The sequence below is a fragment of the Pseudarthrobacter sp. S6 genome, assembly GCF_050156575.1.
Classification (GTDB): domain Bacteria; phylum Actinomycetota; class Actinomycetes; order Actinomycetales; family Micrococcaceae; genus Arthrobacter.
Map to the genome: position 1 here is coordinate 3,783,349 of NZ_CP189581.1, position 16,428 is coordinate 3,799,776.

At 65.4% G+C, this 16,428-nt stretch carries 14 protein-coding genes; 12 read left to right on the plus strand and 2 right to left on the minus strand.

Going from position 1 to position 16,428, the window contains the following annotated elements; translation table 11 throughout:
• Positions 1-168: 168 nt before the first annotated feature.
• The gene (locus tag ACQCS0_RS18165) at positions 169-1,539 is read left to right on the plus strand and encodes an 8-oxoguanine deaminase (RefSeq protein ID WP_426938892.1); all 1,371 of its coding nucleotides are present in this window, start codon (positions 169-171) and stop codon (positions 1,537-1,539) included.
• Between the two features lie 61 nt (positions 1,540-1,600).
• A complete protein-coding gene (ligD, locus tag ACQCS0_RS18170; RefSeq protein ID WP_426938893.1) occupies positions 1,601-2,845 on the plus strand; it encodes a non-homologous end-joining DNA ligase in 1,245 nt (414 codons plus the stop codon).
• A gap of 17 nt (positions 2,846-2,862) precedes the next feature.
• Here the strand turns inward: ligD and ACQCS0_RS18175 are convergent, their stop codons facing one another.
• Positions 2,863-3,051 (minus strand): hypothetical protein, encoded by a 189-nt coding sequence (locus tag ACQCS0_RS18175; RefSeq protein WP_354154501.1) that lies wholly within the window; start codon positions 3,049-3,051, stop codon positions 2,863-2,865.
• Positions 3,052-3,413: 362 nt separating this feature from the next.
• On the opposite strand from ACQCS0_RS18175, the gene pucL reads away from it, so the two are divergent.
• A complete protein-coding gene (gene pucL / locus ACQCS0_RS18180) occupies positions 3,414-4,322 on the plus strand; it encodes a factor-independent urate hydroxylase (RefSeq protein WP_354154500.1) in 909 nt (302 codons plus the stop codon).
• A 147-nt stretch (positions 4,323-4,469) separates the two neighbouring features.
• The gene (locus ACQCS0_RS18185; protein WP_354154499.1) at positions 4,470-5,969 is read left to right on the plus strand and encodes a nucleobase:cation symporter-2 family protein; all 1,500 of its coding nucleotides are present in this window, start codon (positions 4,470-4,472) and stop codon (positions 5,967-5,969) included.
• 116 nt (positions 5,970-6,085) lie between these two features.
• Here ACQCS0_RS18185 and ACQCS0_RS18190 read toward each other — a convergent pair whose 3' ends face one another.
• Positions 6,086-6,841: an IclR family transcriptional regulator gene (locus ACQCS0_RS18190; protein ID WP_354154498.1), complete on the minus strand. Its 756-nt coding sequence runs from the start codon at positions 6,839-6,841 to the stop codon at positions 6,086-6,088.
• 220 nt (positions 6,842-7,061) lie between these two features.
• Here ACQCS0_RS18190 and ACQCS0_RS18195 point away from each other — a divergent pair, with 220 nt between their 5' ends.
• The 8 genes from ACQCS0_RS18195 (at position 7,062) to ACQCS0_RS18230 (ending at position 16,391) form a co-directional block, all read left to right on the plus strand.
• Complete coding sequence (locus ACQCS0_RS18195) at positions 7,062-8,462, plus strand: NAD-dependent malic enzyme (protein WP_354222524.1); 1,401 nt, start codon at positions 7,062-7,064, stop codon at positions 8,460-8,462.
• Between the two features lie 16 nt (positions 8,463-8,478).
• Positions 8,479-10,077, plus strand: a complete 1,599-nt coding sequence (gene aceB, locus ACQCS0_RS18200) for a malate synthase A (protein WP_354183772.1) — start codon at positions 8,479-8,481, stop codon at positions 10,075-10,077.
• Positions 10,078-10,080: 3 nt separating this feature from the next.
• Positions 10,081-11,358 carry a DUF6986 family protein gene (locus tag ACQCS0_RS18205; RefSeq protein WP_354222526.1) on the plus strand — a complete coding sequence of 426 codons (1,278 nt, stop codon included), beginning with the start codon at positions 10,081-10,083 and terminating at the stop codon, positions 11,356-11,358.
• Positions 11,359-11,368: 10 nt separating this feature from the next.
• Positions 11,369-12,181: a bifunctional allantoicase/(S)-ureidoglycine aminohydrolase gene (locus ACQCS0_RS18210; RefSeq protein WP_354222528.1), complete on the plus strand. Its 813-nt coding sequence runs from the start codon at positions 11,369-11,371 to the stop codon at positions 12,179-12,181.
• 203 nt (positions 12,182-12,384) lie between these two features.
• Complete coding sequence (locus ACQCS0_RS18215; RefSeq protein WP_354222530.1) at positions 12,385-13,140, plus strand: IclR family transcriptional regulator domain-containing protein; 756 nt, start codon at positions 12,385-12,387, stop codon at positions 13,138-13,140.
• Entirely contained in the window at positions 13,137-14,117 is a 981-nt protein-coding gene (hutG, locus tag ACQCS0_RS18220) for a formimidoylglutamase (RefSeq protein ID WP_426939945.1), read from the plus strand. The genes ACQCS0_RS18215 and hutG overlap by 4 nt, the downstream gene beginning before the upstream one ends.
• 37 nt (positions 14,118-14,154) lie before the next feature.
• Positions 14,155-15,660 carry an ABC transporter substrate-binding protein/permease gene (locus ACQCS0_RS18225; protein WP_426939946.1) on the plus strand — a complete coding sequence of 502 codons (1,506 nt, stop codon included), beginning with the start codon at positions 14,155-14,157 and terminating at the stop codon, positions 15,658-15,660.
• Entirely contained in the window at positions 15,660-16,391 is a 732-nt protein-coding gene (locus ACQCS0_RS18230; RefSeq protein ID WP_426938894.1) for an amino acid ABC transporter ATP-binding protein, read from the plus strand. The genes ACQCS0_RS18225 and ACQCS0_RS18230 overlap by 1 nt, the downstream gene beginning before the upstream one ends.
• Positions 16,392-16,428: the final 37 nt, after the last annotated feature.

The following is a 16,428-nucleotide window of genomic DNA, read 5'->3' on the forward strand; positions in this document are numbered from 1 at the left end:
AACGCGGGGTCACATATGGCCCATCCGGAGGCGCGGAATGGGCCGTATGTGACCCCGCGTTGCATTGACTTCCGTCGTGGCAGCATCCTAGGCTGACGCCACCTGGATCAGCAGACAGGGCCTAACTGAGCTGGAACGCCCTCACGCTGACCAGACAAGGAGCCATCCATGGCCCACCCGCACTCCCCGTCCCCGCCCAGGCTCTGGATCAGGAACCCGCTCGCCGTTTTCACCGCCAACGGGCTCGACGCCGGCGGCGGCATAGTGGTCAGCGGCGGCATCATCGCTGAGCTCGTTCCGGCAGGCGCTCAGCCGTCCGCACCCTGCGATAAGACCTTCGATGCCGGCAGCCACGTGATGCTGCCCGGCCTGATCAACACGCACCACCACTTCTACCAGACTCTCACCCGCGCCTGGGGACCGGTGGCCAACGCCCCGCTGTTCCCCTGGCTGCAGAACCTCTATCCGGTCTGGGCGCGGCTGACTCCCGGGAGCCTGGAACTCGCGGTGAAAGTGGCCCTTGCCGAGCTGCTGCTCTCCGGCTGCACCACGGCAGCCGACCACCACTACCTGTTCCCCGCGGGACTGGAGGACGCGATCGACGTGGAGGTCGGCGTCGTACGCGAACTGGGCATGCGGGCCACCCTCACACGCGGCTCCATGACATTGGGAACGGACGACGGCGGCCTGCCGCCGCAGTCCACGGTGCAGCGGCCGGAGGTCATCCTGTCAGACAGTGAACGCCTCATCTCGCAGTACCACGAACGCGGCGACGGCGCTGTCATCCAGATAGCGCTGGCCCCGTGTTCGCCGTTCTCGGTGACCAAGGAAATCATGACCGAGAGCGCCCTGCTGGCCGAGCGGATGGACGTGCGGCTGCACACCCACCTCGCCGAAACCATTGACGAGGAGGACTTCTGCCACGCGATGTTCGGGCTGCGCTCCGTGGACTATCTGGAAAGCGTCGGCTGGCTGGGCAACCGCACGTGGCTGGGGCATGGCATCCACTTCAACGACGACGAGATCGCACGGCTGGGAGCCGCGGGCACCGCCGTCGCGCACTGCCCGACGTCGAACATGCGGCTCGCGTCAGGCACCGCCCGCGTGCTGGAACTTGAGGCCGCAGGGGTGCCGGTGGGGCTGGGTGTGGACGGATCGGCGTCGAACGATGCCTCCAACATGATGCTCGAGGCCCGGCAGGCGCTGTATTTGCAGCGACTGCGGTACGGGGCATCCGTTCCCGTGGAGCGGGCCCTTGGCTGGGCGACGCGCGGATCCGCCGCGGTCCTGGGGCGCTCCGATATTGGTCAGCTGGCCCCGGGGATGCAGGCGGACCTGGCCCTCTTCCGCCTCGACGACCTGCGGTTCTCCGGCAGCCACGATCCGGTGGCGGCGCTGCTGCTGTGCGGAGCGGACCGCGCGGACCGCGTCATGGTGGGCGGGAAATGGCGCGTGGTGGACGGGCAGATCCCGGGGCTGGACGTCGCCGGGCTCGTCGCGATGCACTCGGCCGCGGCGAGGAAGCTTGTGGCGGGGTAACCCATTGCTGACCGCCGCACCAACTCTGGCCGCAACATCCGATCGTTGCTAGCGTGGCGGCATGAGCCCGTCGAAGACCCCGGCCGAGATCCTCACCATTGGCGGCACCGAGGTGCGCATCTCGAGTCCGGACAAGGTGGTGTTCCCCGAACCCGGACTGACAAAGTTCGATCTGGTGCGCTACTACCTTGCCGTGGCAGATGGTGCGCTGCGCGGCGCCGGCGGCCGGCCCATGGTGCTCAAACGCTTCCCGAAAGGCATCGACGCTGAGCCGTTTTTCCAGAAGCGCGTGCCCGAAAACCACCCCGACTTCATCGATACAACCACGCTGCACTACGCATCGGGGACGTCGGCCGAGGAGGCCGTCATCCGGGATGCTGCGGGCCTGGCGTGGGTGGTGAATCTTGGCTGCCTGGACCTCAACCCGCATCCCGTGCGCGCCGAGGACCTTGAGCACCCCGACGAACTCCGGGTCGACCTCGATCCGATGCCGGGAGTCAGCTGGTCCCAGATCGTCGACGTTGCGTATGTCGCGCGCGAGGTGCTCGACGACGTCGGACTGGTGGGGTGGCCGAAGACGAGCGGGTCGCGCGGACTCCACATTCTGGTGCGGATCGCGCCGCAGTGGTCCTACCGCGACGTGCGGCTCGCCGCCGAGACCCTCGCCCGCGAGATCGAGAACCGCGCTCCCGGCCTCGCCACCGCGCGGTGGTGGAAGGAGGAGCGCGGCGAGAGCGTCTTTGTCGATTTCAACCAGAATGCCAAGGACCGCACCGTGGCATCCGCGTACTCGATCCGGCCCCTGCCCGACGCCCGGGTGTCGACGCCGCTCACCTGGGACGAGGTGCGCTCGATCCGTCCGGAACAATTCACGGTGCGCACGGTGCCCGGGCGTTTCGCCGATGCGGGTGACCCGCACGCCGGGATCGACGGTGCGGTGGGTGCACTCGACGGGCTCCTGGCGATGGCGGCCAAGCTTGGCCCCGCGGAGAAAGCGCCCCGCAGCGGAGACGGCTCCGGCCGCCGGCTGTCGGTAATGCCCCTCATCGAGGTGGCCCGGACCAAGTCCAAAGCCAATGCGGTCGCGGCGCTCGACGAGTGGAAGACCCGGCATGCAGACATCGTTCCGGCCCTGCATCCGGCCGATGTGCTCGTCGACGGAATGCGCGGGTCCAGCTCACTTTGGTACCGGGTGCGGGTGAACTTGCAGCACGTCCCCGAAGCGGAGCGCCCGCCGCAGGAGGAGCTCATCTCCGACTACGACCCCTGGGCCGGCAAGCAGTGGCCAGGGCGCCCGGGGCAATAGAGCTAGCGGCGCTGGAGCTAGCGGCGCCGGCTGCCGAAGCCCGGCAGGCCCTGGACCCAGCGGGAGAAGCGGCCCGGAATATGCTCCCGGTCTGCGGGCAGATGGAAGTCCGGATCCGTCCCGCCTCCGAGGGGAAGGTAGAACTCCTGGACGGCGGGGGCCGCCGTGTGCTCCGGTGCGACCGGCGTTGTGTCCTTCTGGTACATCTGATCCTCCTCTGAGGTGGTTGCTATTCCTGCAATGATTCCACTAAGTGGAAAATAACTTTTGCTATATGAAATAGCCTAGACCGCCGGGTCTCAGTACGTCAACGGTCCCGAAGGCCCTCGGTCACAAAGTGATTTTTCAGATTGTGATGTACACCACCGCAAAGCTGGGCTATTGTGATATTCAACTCGTGGCGCAAGTCACGTAACCTGGGAGCAGCAGGCAGGGTCGTAATGAGCTGACATCGATTGATGTCGGCTCATTTTTTGTTGGGCCGACGGCACTGGAAACGCGCGGTAAATGCGCGCTTAATTTCTATGTGGAACCTTGGTCCCACATACCTGAAGTTGGGAATCTGACCATGAGCAGCAACATCATCCTCGGCCACAACCAGTACGGAAAGGCTGAAGTCCGGGTTGTCAAAATCACCCGCGATACAGACCGCCACGAGATAGAGGACTTGAACGTCACCTCGCAACTGCGCGGAGACTTCGAGGCCGCCCACCTCGAGGGCGACAACGCCCACGTGGTGGCAACGGACACCCAGAAGAACACGATCTACGCCTTTGCCCGCGAAGGCGTCGGCTCCCCCGAAGCGTTCCTCCTGCGCCTCGGCGAGCACTTCACGTCCAGCTTCGACTGGGTCACCGGCGGCCGCTGGGAAGCCGAGTCCTACAGCTGGGACCGGATCCAGGCGCACGGCAGCGAACACGACCACTCCTTCGTGCGCAACGGCCAGGAAGTCCGCACCGCCGTCCTGGTCCGCGACGGCGCTGCAACGCACCTGATCTCCGGGCTCACGGACCTGACCGTCCTGAAGACCACACAGTCCGGCTTTGTGGGCTACCCCAAGGACAAATACACCACCCTCCCGGAAACCACGGACCGCATCCTGGCCACCGACGTTTCCGCCCGCTGGCGGTTCAAGACCGGTACGGACCTGAGCACCTTGGACTTCAACAAGAGCTACGAGGACGTCAAGGGCCTCCTGCTCGAGGGGTTCACGGAGAGGTACTCCCACGCCCTGCAGCAGACGCTGTTCGACATGGGCACCAAGGTCCTGGAAGCCCACAGCGAAATCGACGAGATCAAGTTCTCCATGCCCAACAAGCACCACTTCCTGGTGGACCTCTCGCCGTTCGGGCTCGACAACCCCAACGAGGTCTTCTTCGCAGCCGACCGGCCATACGGCCTGATCGAGGCCACGGTCCTGCGCGACGACGCCACACCGCCGGACCTCGCCTGGTCCGGCATCGCCGGGTTCTGCTGACCCAACCGCTGTGATCGGGCCTGTCGAGGATCCACCGGGTTTCGACAGGCTCGACCACCGGGAGAAATCCACCGGGCAAGTGCCCACATTTTTAGCCAGACCACGTTAGCCAGACGAAGACGTCTGCCATGAACCAGAAAGTCTGCCATGAACCTCAAGAAAAAGTCCGTCGGCACCGTCAAGACCCGCCGCCAGCGTACTGACCGCCCCGAAGACCAGCGACTGTCCCTCGGGAGCAGCTTCGCCTACGGCTTCCAGCACGTCCTGACCATGTACGGCGGCATCATCGCGGTACCGCTGATTGTCGGCCAGGCTGCGGGTCTCGCCCCTGCCGATATCGGAGTCTTGATCGCCGCGGCACTCTTCATGGGCGGGCTTGCCACCATTCTCCAGACCGTGGGTATCCCGTACTTCGGTTCCCAGTTGCCGCTGGTCCAGGGCGTCTCCTTCGCCAGCGTGGCCACGATGGTGGCCATCGTTACGGGCCCGGGGGGAATCCAGTCCGTCTTCGGCGCCGTGATCGTCTCGGCGGCCATCGGGTTACTGATCGCTCCGGTCTTTTCCAAAATCGTGCGGTTCTTCCCACCGGTCGTAACCGGGACCGTCATCACCACCATCGGTCTGACACTCATGCCGGTGGCTGCCAACTGGTCGATGGGTGGGAACAGAAAAGCCGAGAACTACGGGAGCATGGAGAACATCGGGCTTGCCGCCATCACCCTTGCCCTCGTTCTTCTGCTCAGCAAGCTCGGCAATGCCACCATTTCCCGGCTATCGATCCTGCTGGCCATGGTCATTGGAACCCTGGTGGCTGTGGTGACCGGAATGGCCAACTTCTCCAAAGTCGGGGAAGGCCCAATCGTTGCGTTCCCCACGCCTTTCCACCTCGGCGCCCCGACCTTTGAAGTAGCTGCGATCATTTCCATGGTGATCGTCGTCCTGGTTATCCTGACGGAGACCATGGCCGACATTCTGGCCGTTGGCGAGATCGTCGGAACCAAAATCGATTCGAAGCGAATTGCTGCCGGACTGCGCGCTGACATGGGCTCCAGCCTCCTCGCCCCGGTGTTCGGATCATTCACCCAGAGTGCCTTCGCCCAGAACGTCGGCCTGGTAGCCGTCACCAAGATCAAGAGCCGTTACGTGGTGGCAGCCGGCGGCGTGATCCTGGTCCTGCTGGGACTGTTGCCCGTCCTCGGCCGCGTAGTGGCCGCCGTTCCCACAGCGGTTCTGGGCGGGGCAGGCATCGTCCTGTTCGGCACCGTCGCTGCCAGCGGCATCCGCACCCTGGCTAAGGTCGAATACCGCAACAATATGAACCTCATCATCGTGGCCACCTCCATCGGCTTCGGCATGATCCCGATCGCCGCCCCGGCCTTCTACGACAAATTCCCCAACTGGTTCGCCACGATCTTCCACTCCGGCATCAGCTCCGCCGCCGTGATGGCCATCCTGCTGAACCTGCTCTTCAACCACCTCAAAGCCGGCAACTCCGAAAACCAGTCCGTATTCGTGGCGGGCACCGGCCGGGTAGTCCGGGAAGAAGACCTCAAATGCCTTACCGACGGCGACCGCTACGAAGGCGGCAAGCTGATCGACGCGGAAGGCCAGGAAGTCCCGGTGGAGTCCTCAAAGTCTGAGCACTAGCGTCACAGCCACCACGCAAAGCGCGAACTGGCAGCAAATGCCCTCAAATGTGGAACCTGAGGGCATTTGCTGCCAGTTCGCGCTGTTGTGATTGGACGCTGTTGTGGTTGGGCGGGTCAGTTCTGGTTGAGCTCCGCAGAGATGGCCATCGCGGCCTGGCGCAGCAGCGGCACGGCGCGGTCGGCGAAACTCTGGTCCACGCGGCTGATCGGCCCGGAGACCGAGATGGCGGCAGGGGTGGGCGCGTTGGGCACGGCCATCGCAAAGCAGCGCACGCCGAGCTCCTGCTCTTCCTCGTCGATAGAGTAGCCGCGTTCACGGATCAGCTTGAGATCGGCGAGGAGGGCATCAACGTCGCCGATGCTCTTGGCCGTGGGGGTGGGCATGCCGGTGCGGGCCACGATGCCGCGCACCACCTCGTCGTCCAGCTGGGCCAGGATCGCCTTGCCCACGCCGGTGTCGTGCGTGTGGGCACGGCGGCCCACCTCGGTGAACATGCGCATGGAGTGCATGGACGGCACCTGGGCCACATAAATGACCATGTCCGAGTCCAGCACGGCCATGTTGGAGGTTTCGCCGAGGCGGTCCACGAGGTTCTTCAGCTGCGGGCGTGCCACGGCACCAAGCTGCTTGCTGGCGCCTTCGCCAAGCCGAATCAGCCGGGGGCCCAGTGCGTAACGGCGGTTGGGCAGCTGGCGGATGTAGCCAAGCGAGACCAACGTGCGCAGCAGACGGTGGATGGTGGGCAGGGGCAGATCCGTGGAGGAGGAGAGCTCGCTGAGCGTCACGTCACCGCCCGCGTCTGTGATGAGTTCCAGCAGTTCGAAGACGCGCTCTACGGACTGCACGCCTCCGGAGGCTTTTTCAGCCATTCCGTTGTCTCCTATGGCTCGGATTCTGACATCTCTTATCCACATCGTGAAAAGAGTTGCTTAGAACACTCAACATACAGCACCCACAAGCCCCACGCGATGTCCCCAAACATGACCATCAAGGGGTTGCATTTCCACTTTGTAGATAATAATATCCATAATACGAAAACATTCGGTTGCACCAGTGGTCCGGCAACGGACCCAACGAGGAGGAAATTCAATGGCGAACCCGAGCCCCGGAAATTCGATCACCCTGCGCGTCGCGGCGCCGTCGAGCTTCACCGCCACAAGTGAGCTCGCTGCCGCCGTTGGCGCAGCCGGCGCCGCCATCACGGCGCTTGACGTCACGGAATCCCACCACGACACCCTGGTTGTGGACGTCACCTGCAACACCACCGACGACGACCACGCCGCCCTCGTCAAGGATGCCCTGAACGCGCTCGACGGCGTCACGGTCCAGCACGTCTCGGACCGCACCTTCCTGATGCACCTCGGCGGCAAGCTCGAGGTGGTCCCCAAGGTGGCCCTGCGCAACCGTGACGACCTGTCCCGTGCCTACACACCCGGCGTCGCCCGCGTCTGCCTCGCCATCGCGGAGGACCCGTCGGCGGCCCGCAACCTGACCGTCAAGCGCAACACCATCGCCGTCCTCACCGACGGTTCGGCTGTCCTGGGCCTGGGCAACATCGGCCCCGCCGCGGCCCTGCCCGTCATGGAAGGCAAGGCCGCACTGTTCAAGCAGTTCGCCAATGTCGACGCCTGGCCGGTCTGCCTGGACACCCAGGATACCGAGGAAATCATCATGATCGCCAAGGCCATGGCCCCCGTCTACGGCGGCATCAACCTTGAGGACATCGCGGCGCCGCGCTGCTTTGAAATTGAAAAGCGCCTGCGCGACGAACTCGACATCCCCGTCTTCCACGACGACCAGCACGGCACCGCGATCGTCACCTTGGCAGCCCTCCACAACGCCCTGCGTGTGGTGGACAAGAAGCTCTCCGAGGTCCGCATTGTTGTCTCCGGCGTCGGCGCTGCAGGCTCGGCCATCATCCAGCTCCTCAAGGCCCAGGGCGCGCAGCACATCGTTGCCGCCGGCCGCTCCGGAGCCATCCACTCGGGCAAGGAGTACGACGACGAGCACCGCGCCTGGATTGCCGCGAACACCAACGAGGACGGCTTCTCCGGAACCCTGCACGAGGCCATGACCGGCGCCGACGTCTTCATCGGCGTCAGTGCCCCGCATGTGATCGGCGAAGAGCAGGTTGCCGCCATGGCCGAGAACGCGATTGTCTTCGCCATGGCCAACCCGACGCCGGAGATTGACCCCGTCATCGCGTCCAGGCACGCCGCCGTGGTGGCCACGGGCCGCAGCGATTTCCCCAACCAGATCAACAACGTGCTGGCCTTCCCGGGCTTCTTCCGGGGACTGCTCGACGCCGGTGCCAGCGATATCACGCCGGAGATGCTGGTGGCCGCCGCAGACGCGATTGCAAACCGGGTAGCTGACGACGAGCTCAATGCCAGCTACATTATCCCCAGCGTCTTCGATCCTCATGTCGCCGCCGATGTGGCTGCTGCGGTAGCTGCAGCTGCGCACGCAAACGCAGCCCGCGCTCTCTAGATAAGGACTTACGAATATGGCTATCACTGTCACCGACCGCCAGCCGGTCGACCGCGCGGAACAGATCCTCACCCCGAAGGCCCTGGCCTTCCTGGAGGAGCTGCACCGGCGCTTCGCCGGCACGCGCAACGGGCTGCTCGAGGCCCGCCAGGCCAAGCGCGACGGCGTGGCCCGCACCAGCCGCCTGGACTTCCTCCCGGAGACGCAGGAAATCCGCGACGGCGACTGGAAGGTCGCCGAGGCACCCGCCGCGCTGCGTGACCGCCGCGTCGAGATGACCGGCCCGGCCACCCCGGCCAAAATGGCCATCAACGCCCTGAACTCCGGCGCCAAGGTCTGGCTGGCGGACCTTGAGGACGCCAGCACGCCCACGTGGGCCAACGTCATCGACGCCATCCTGAACCTGCGTGACGCCGCAACGGGCACCTTGGCTTTCACGTCGCCGGAAGGCAAGGAGTACAAGCTCCGCACTGACGCTCCGCTCGCCGTTGTGGTGGCCCGTCCGCGCGGCTGGCACATGCCGGAAAAGCACCTGCTGATCGACGGCGAACCCGCGGTGGGTGCGCTGGTGGACTTCGGCCTGCACTTCTTCCACACGGCCAAGCAGTTGCTCCTCAACGGCCACGGCCCGTACTACTACCTGCCCAAGATGGAATCGCACCTCGAGGCCCGCCTCTGGAACGAGGTGTTCGTCTTCGCCCAGGACTTCCTCGGCATCCCGCAGGGCAGCATCCGCGCCACCATGCTGATCGAAACCATCCCGGCCGCTTTCGAAATGGACGAGCTCCTCTACGAACTCCGGGACCACGCCTCAGGCCTGAACGCCGGACGCTGGGACTACCTGTTCAGCATCATCAAGTACTTCCGGGACGCCGGCGAGGAATTTGTACTCCCGGACCGCGCCTCGGTGGTCATGACCGCACCGTTTATGCGCGCCTACACCGAGCTGCTGGTGAAGACCTGCCACAAGCGCGGCGCCTTCGCCATGGGCGGCATGGCCGCCGTCATCCCCAACCGCCGCCACCCGGAGGTCACCGAGGCCGCCTTCGCCAAGGTCCGCGCGGACAAGACCCGTGAGGCCAACGACGGGTTCGACGGCTCCTGGGTGGCCCACCCGGACCTGGTCCCCACCTGCCGCGAGGTGTTCGACGCCGTGCTCGGCGAGCGCGCCAACCAGCTGGACAAGCAGCGCCCCGACGTTTCGGTCACGGCGGACCAGCTGCTGGACATCGCCTCGGCCGACGGCCAGGTCACCGAAAGCGGGCTGCGGCTGAACCTGTATGTCGCCGTCGCCTACACCGCGGTCTGGCTCTCCGGAAACGGCGCCGTGGCCATCCACAACCTGATGGAGGACGCCGCCACCGCCGAGATCTCCCGCTCGCAGGTGTGGCAGCAGATCCGCAACAAGTCCGTTCTGGCGGATACCGGAAACACCGTCACCCGGGAACTGGTGGAAAAGATCCTGGGCGAGGAAACGGAGCGGCTCCGGACCGAATTCGGGGACGAGGCGTTCCGCCGGTACTACCAGCCCGCCAGCAAGCTGATCGCCGAGATCTGCCTGTCCGAGGACTACACGGACTTCCTCACCACCCCGGCCTACGAACTGGTGGGCTGAGGCATGGCGGTCTCCCCCACGCCGTCGCTCTCAGCGGCGGACCTCGCCGCCATCGACGCACAGCTGGCCGCTACCGACCAGCTGCTGGAACGGAACTACCCGGGCGACGACGGCACCCGCCAGCCAGTGCACACCGTGTACGTGCCGGCGGACCGTTTCACGCCGTCGTTCGCTGCCGACTGGGGCGCCCAGGCGCTCACGACTGCGGAGGCACACGGCGGGTTCGAGAAGCTCGGCGCGCTGCTGGGCCAGGACGCCGAACTCGCCGGGGCAGTAGCCTCGCGGGTCGCGGCCAAGCTGCGCACCGAACCGATCGAGGACCTGCGCCTCGACTTCGAGGATGGCTACGGCGACCGCGGCGACGAAGCAGAGGACGCTGCCACGGTTGCCGCGGCCCGGGCTGTCAGCGAAGCAGTTGCCGCCGGCACCGCACCGCCGTTCATCGGCATCCGGTTCAAGTGCTTCGAGGCGCCCACCAGGGCCCGCGGCCTGAAAACCCTTGACCTGTTCGTCTCCACGCTCGCGCAGGCCGGCGAACTGCCTGCCGGGCTCATCCTGACCCTGCCCAAGGTCACAACCGTGGCCCAGGTCCAGGCAATGGACTTTGCTGTGTCCCGGCTGGAGGAAGTCCACGGTCTTCCCGCCGGCCGGCTCCGCTTCGAGGTGCAGGTGGAAACGCCGCAGCTGATCCTCGGGCCGGACGGCACCTCCCCCGTGGCGCAGTTGCCGCACGTGGTTCCGGGGCGCATCAGCGCCCTGCACTACGGCACCTACGACTACTCCGCGTCGCTGCAGATCTCGGCCGAGTACCAGTCCATGGAGCACCCGGTGGCGGACTTCGCCAAGGAAGTCATGCAGCTGGCCGTTGCGGGCACGGGTATCCGCCTCTCGGACGGTTCCACCAACATCATCCCGGTGGGTGACGCGGTCGAAGATGCCTGGAAGCTGCACGGACGGCTCGTCCGGCGTTCGCTGGAGCGGGGCTACTACCAGGGCTGGGACCTGCATGCTGCCCAGCTGCCCAGCCGGTTCGCAGCCACGTATGCGTTCTACCGCGAGGGCCTCCCGGCCGCCGCGGCACGCCTCCGCAACTATGTCGACCACACCGAAGGCGGGGTCATGGACGAACCCGCCACCGCCCGGGCCCTGGCCGCCTTTGTCCTGCGCGGCGTCCAATGCGGCGCAGTGGGGACCGAAGAGGTCCAGGCGCTCGCCGGCGTCGAACTTTCCCAGCTGACCGCGCTGGCGCACCCGCGGCTGGCACACACCACTTCGAAGTAAGGATCCCACGATGGGCAAGTACTACACCCCACAGGGCGGCCTGCCGCCGCAGACGCATCTGACCACGGAACGGGCAATCGTCACGGAGGCCTACACGGTCATCCCCAAGGGCGTCATGACGGACATCGTGACCAGCACCCTGCCCGGTTTCAGCAACACCCGGTCCTGGATCCTGGCCCGGCCGATCTCCGGGTTCGCCACCACGTTCTCCCAGCTGATCGTGGAGATCGGCCCCGGCGGCGGCGCCCCCAAGGCCGAGTTTGAGGCAGGCGTCGAAGGGGTCATCTTCGTCACCAAGGGCAAAGTCAACCTGACGCTCGACGGCGAACTGCACCAGCTCGAGGAAGGCGGCTACGCCTACCTGGCCGCCGGTGCCACCTGGGGCCTGGAAAACGTCTCAGACGACGTCGTTTCCTTCCAATGGATCCGCAAGGCCTATGAGCGGCTCGAGGGTTACGAGGCCAAGTCCTTCGTCACCAGTGATTCCGAGGTGGAACCCACCGCGATGCCGGACACCGACGGCGCCTGGAAAACCACCCGCTTCACGGATTCCAGCGACCTGGCCCATGACATGCAGGTGAACATCGTGACGTTCCAGCCGGGCGGGGTCATCCCGTTCCCGGAGACCCACGTCATGGAGCACGGCCTGTACGTGCTGGAGGGCAAGGCCATGTACCTGCTCAACAACGACTGGGTTGAGGTGGAGGCCGGCGACTTCATGTGGCTGCGCGCCTTCTGCCCGCAGGCTTGCTACGCGGGCGGCCCGGGCGAGTTCCGCTACCTGCTCTACAAGGACATGAACCGCCAGATCCGCCTCACCTAGGCCGCCGCTTACCGGCCCGCCTCTTTAGTGGCCGGCCGCCTAAATCGCCGGAACCATGCCGGGTCGCTGCAAATTTGCGGCGACCCGGACACGGTTCCGGCGATTTTGCGTTAACGGCCAGTTCCCACCCGGCGGAAAATAAATTCCCACCCTATGGGAACATCTTAAGGCTGTCTGTGATTCCAGCCACTAACGTCGCTTTTATGCACACAGATCCGAGCCATTCCGTGATATCGGAAGGCAACGCCTCGCGGTTCGTTGACATCCTGCTCGAATTCGCGAGGCACCGGACCCTGACTGCAGCCCAGATCACTAAAACGACGGGCATCCCCACCAGCGCCGTGTACCGGCACCTTGCACTCCTGATGCAGTCCGGGCTGGTGGCGCAGACCCGGCGCCGCGGCCAGTACAGCGCTGGCCCGGAAACGCTGCGCCTCGCCGCCAACTTCCACCAGGAAGCCATGGTCAAGGGCCGCATCTCGGAGCAATTACAGCTGCTGTCCGATGAGACCCAGGAACTGGCCGCCTACCTGGTGGTCCGCGGTGCTGAGGCACTCTGCGTGGATGCCATCGAGGGCCCGCAGATGCTGCGCTGCAGCTACTCGCCGGGCCGCTCACTCCCCCTGCTCAGGGGCGCCAGCGCGCTGGCCCTGCTCGCGCATCTGGACCCCCAGGAACAGGGCAGGATCGTGGCAGGCCTTGGACTGAGCCAGGAGGACGCAGAGGACCTGAACCACGAGCTCCAGATCGTTCAGGACCGCGGCTTCGGCCTCAGCTACGGGGCGGTGGATGCCGGCGTCTGGGGCGTCAGTTTCCCCGTGCTCGACGACGGCGGCCGGCTTTTGGGTGCCGTCAGCACCATGGCTCCCGCGGACCGGGCGATCCGGCGCGAAAAGCAACTCATAGCAAGCACCCGTGACGCCGCATTGGCGCTCGGACATGGAGAAGGATCCCGATGACCAACCCCACCATCCAACACACGTGGACGGGCCGCGACGACGGTCCCGGCCCGGAACACCGGCGCTGGCACCACGCAGTGAACATGGCCCAGGCCGGCACGGTCCAGAACGGCGCTGTCCAGACGGGCGCTGCCGGGATCGCCATCCTGGGATTCCGCAGCGATGAAGGCGTCCGGCGGAACAAGGGCCGGGTCGGCGCCGTCGACGGTCCTGCAAGCATCCGCTCCGCCCTCGCCCCCATGGCGGCCCCGGCGAACCTCGTGGTTCAAGACCTTGGCGACACCAGCGTTGTGGACGGAAACCTCGAGGACGGCCAAAAGCGCCTCGGCGCGGCCGTCTGCCTGGCCCTGGACGCAGGCCACCTGCCTGTCATCCTGGGAGGCGGCCACGAAACCGCCTTCGGGACCTACACGGGCCTGCGCGCAAGCCAGGTCACCGATGGACGCCGCGTCGGCATCATCAACCTGGACGCGCACTTCGACCTGCGCGCCGAAGAGGTCCCGTCGTCGGGCACCCCTTTCCGGCAAGTGGCCGCGGCCGAGCAAGCCCTGGGGCACGGGTTCAACTACACGGTGCTGGGCATCAGCCAGCCCGGCAACACCGAGGCACTGTTCCAGACAGCCCGGGACCTCGGCGTCAAGTACCTCCTGGACGAGGAATGCACCGAGTCCAGGGTTGAGCAGGTCCGCCAGTTCACGCAGGACTTCATCGACTCCGTGGACGTCCTCTACCTGACGATCGACCTCGATGTCCTTCCCGCGTACGTCGCCCCCGGCGTCAGCGCACCGGCGTCGTACGGGGTTCCCCTTTCCGTTGTCTTGGACGTATGCCGTCACCTGGCCCGCTCCCCCAAGCTCACCGTCGTCGACGTCGTTGAACTGAACCCCACATTCGACGTCGACTCCCGCACCGCCCGCACGGCCGCACGCCTCATCCACACCATCGCCACCGAGCGATCCGGGCACCGGCATGCGTAGCCGGACGTCCGACTCCCCTCCCCAGAAACGAGCACAGATGAAGAACCGATTCCCGCGATTCGGATGGGCTGCCACGACGGCTGCCCTTCTGGCCGTGTTGCTGGGGCTGGCCGCGCCGGCAGCCCAGGCCGAGACCACCCCGGCAACCCCGTCCGCCGGCAAGTTGGCAGATCTGCGCTCCGGCAAGAGCACCCTTAAGGTCGGCACCGACGCCTCCTTCCCGCCGTTTGAATTCACCGATGCCAACGGCACCAAGATCGGCTTCGACATCGACGTTGTGCGAGAGCTCGCGTCCAAGTCCGGCATCAAAAACGTCGAGTTTGTGCAGATGCCGTTCGGCAACATCGTCCCGGCGCTGCAGGCAAACCAGATCGATGTCGGCGCTTCCGCCATCTATATCAGCCCCGAACGCGCCAAGGTGGTGGACTTCTCCGAGATCTACTACCCCGGCGGCCTGGGCATGTTCGTTTCCACGTCCAACGACACCGTCAAGACGCTCGCGGACCTCGCCGGCAAGAAGGTTGCCGTGCAGGTAGGCACCAAGTCCGTGGAGTGGCTGCGCCAGAACCAGCCGCAGGCCGAACTGGTCCAGGTCCAGACCAACGACCAGATGTTTTCCTCGGTCAAACTCGGCCAGGCCGACGCCGTGGTCACCGGGCAGCCCGGCGGCCGGTACTTCATCCACGAGCAGGGCGGCCTGAAGCAGGTCGGCGAGCGCCTGACGAATGAGAACTACGGCTTCGCGTTCCAGAAAAGTGATTCGGACATCCGCGAGGCGTTCAACACGGCACTGAAGGACATGCAGTCATCCGGCGACTTTACCAAGGCCACCGCCAAGTGGTTCGGCGACGAATCCAGCACCGCCACCGGGCCCACCAAGGAGCACAGCCTCTTCAACGTCTCCTCGATCACCAACTCCTGGGGCCCGCTCATGCAGGGCCTGGGAACCACGTTGCAGATCATCGCGCTGTCACTGGCCCTGAGCCTGCTGTTCGGCATGCTGGGCGGCTTCGCCAAGCTCTCGCATATCCGGCCTATCCGCTGGATCGGCAAGGTGTACGTCTCCGTGGTCCGCGGCACCCCGTTCATCGTCCAGCTGTTCTTCATCTACTTCGGCCTGCCGCAGCTGGGCATCCAGCTCTCGCCGATGGTGGCCGGCATCCTGGCCCTGGGCCTCTACAGCGGCTCCTATGTCACGGAAATCGTCCGCGGCGCTATCCAGTCCGTGGACAAGGGCCAGATGGAAGCCGCCCGGTCCTGCGGCATGAGTTCCGCTTCCGCGCTGCGCCACGTGATCATCCCGCAGGCCTTCCTGCGCATGCTCCCGCCGCTCGGGAACGAGTTCGTCTCCCTGACCAAGAACTCCGCGCTGGTGTCCTTCGTGACCATCAGCGAACTGTTCCTGGTGGGTCAGACCATCATTTCCCGCACCTTCGATGCACTGACGGTGTACGTCTTCATCGGCCTGGTGTACTACGTCCTCACAAACATCATCGGCCTGGCCGCAAACGCAATCGAGAAGAAGATGGCGGTTTACATCTAATGGCACTCCTGGAAACGAAAGACATCACCAAGTCCTACGGTGACCACCACGTCCTCAAAGGCATCGACTTCACCATCGAGCCCGGCGAAGTTGTCGCCGTCATCGGCCCCAGCGGCGGCGGCAAGTCCACCTTCCTGCGCTGCCTGAACCTACTCGAGACGCCCACCTCCGGACACGTTGTATTCGACGGCGAGGACCTCCTGGCGCCGAAAGTGGACCTGGACCGCCTGCGCTCCCGCATGGGTATGGTGTTCCAGCAGTTCAACCTGTTCCCCAACATGACGGCCCTGAAAAACGTCATGCTTCCGCAGATGGATGTTCTGAAGGTCAGCAAAAAGGACGCGGAAGCACGCGCCATGGAACTGCTCGAAAAAGTCAACATGACCCACCGGGCGCACGTCTACCCGAACCGACTCTCCGGCGGCCAGAAGCAGCGCATCGCGATCGCCCGCGCCGTGGCCATGAACCCCAAAGTGATGCTCTTCGACGAACCCACCAGCGCCCTGGACCCCGAAGTGGTCCATGACGTCCTGGATGTCATGGCCGGCCTCGCCGCCGACGGCATGACCATGGTGGTGGTCACCCACGAAATGGGCTTTGCCCGCAAAGTGGCGGACCGTGTGGTGTTCATCGACGGCGGAAAGATCGCCGCCGACCTCCCGCCGGAAGAGTTCTTCGCCGAAAGCAACACCAACCCGCGCATCCGGTCGTTCCTGGAGAAGGTTCTGTAGCCCGGGACCCCTTCGGGAACCTGCACCCCGGCAACAC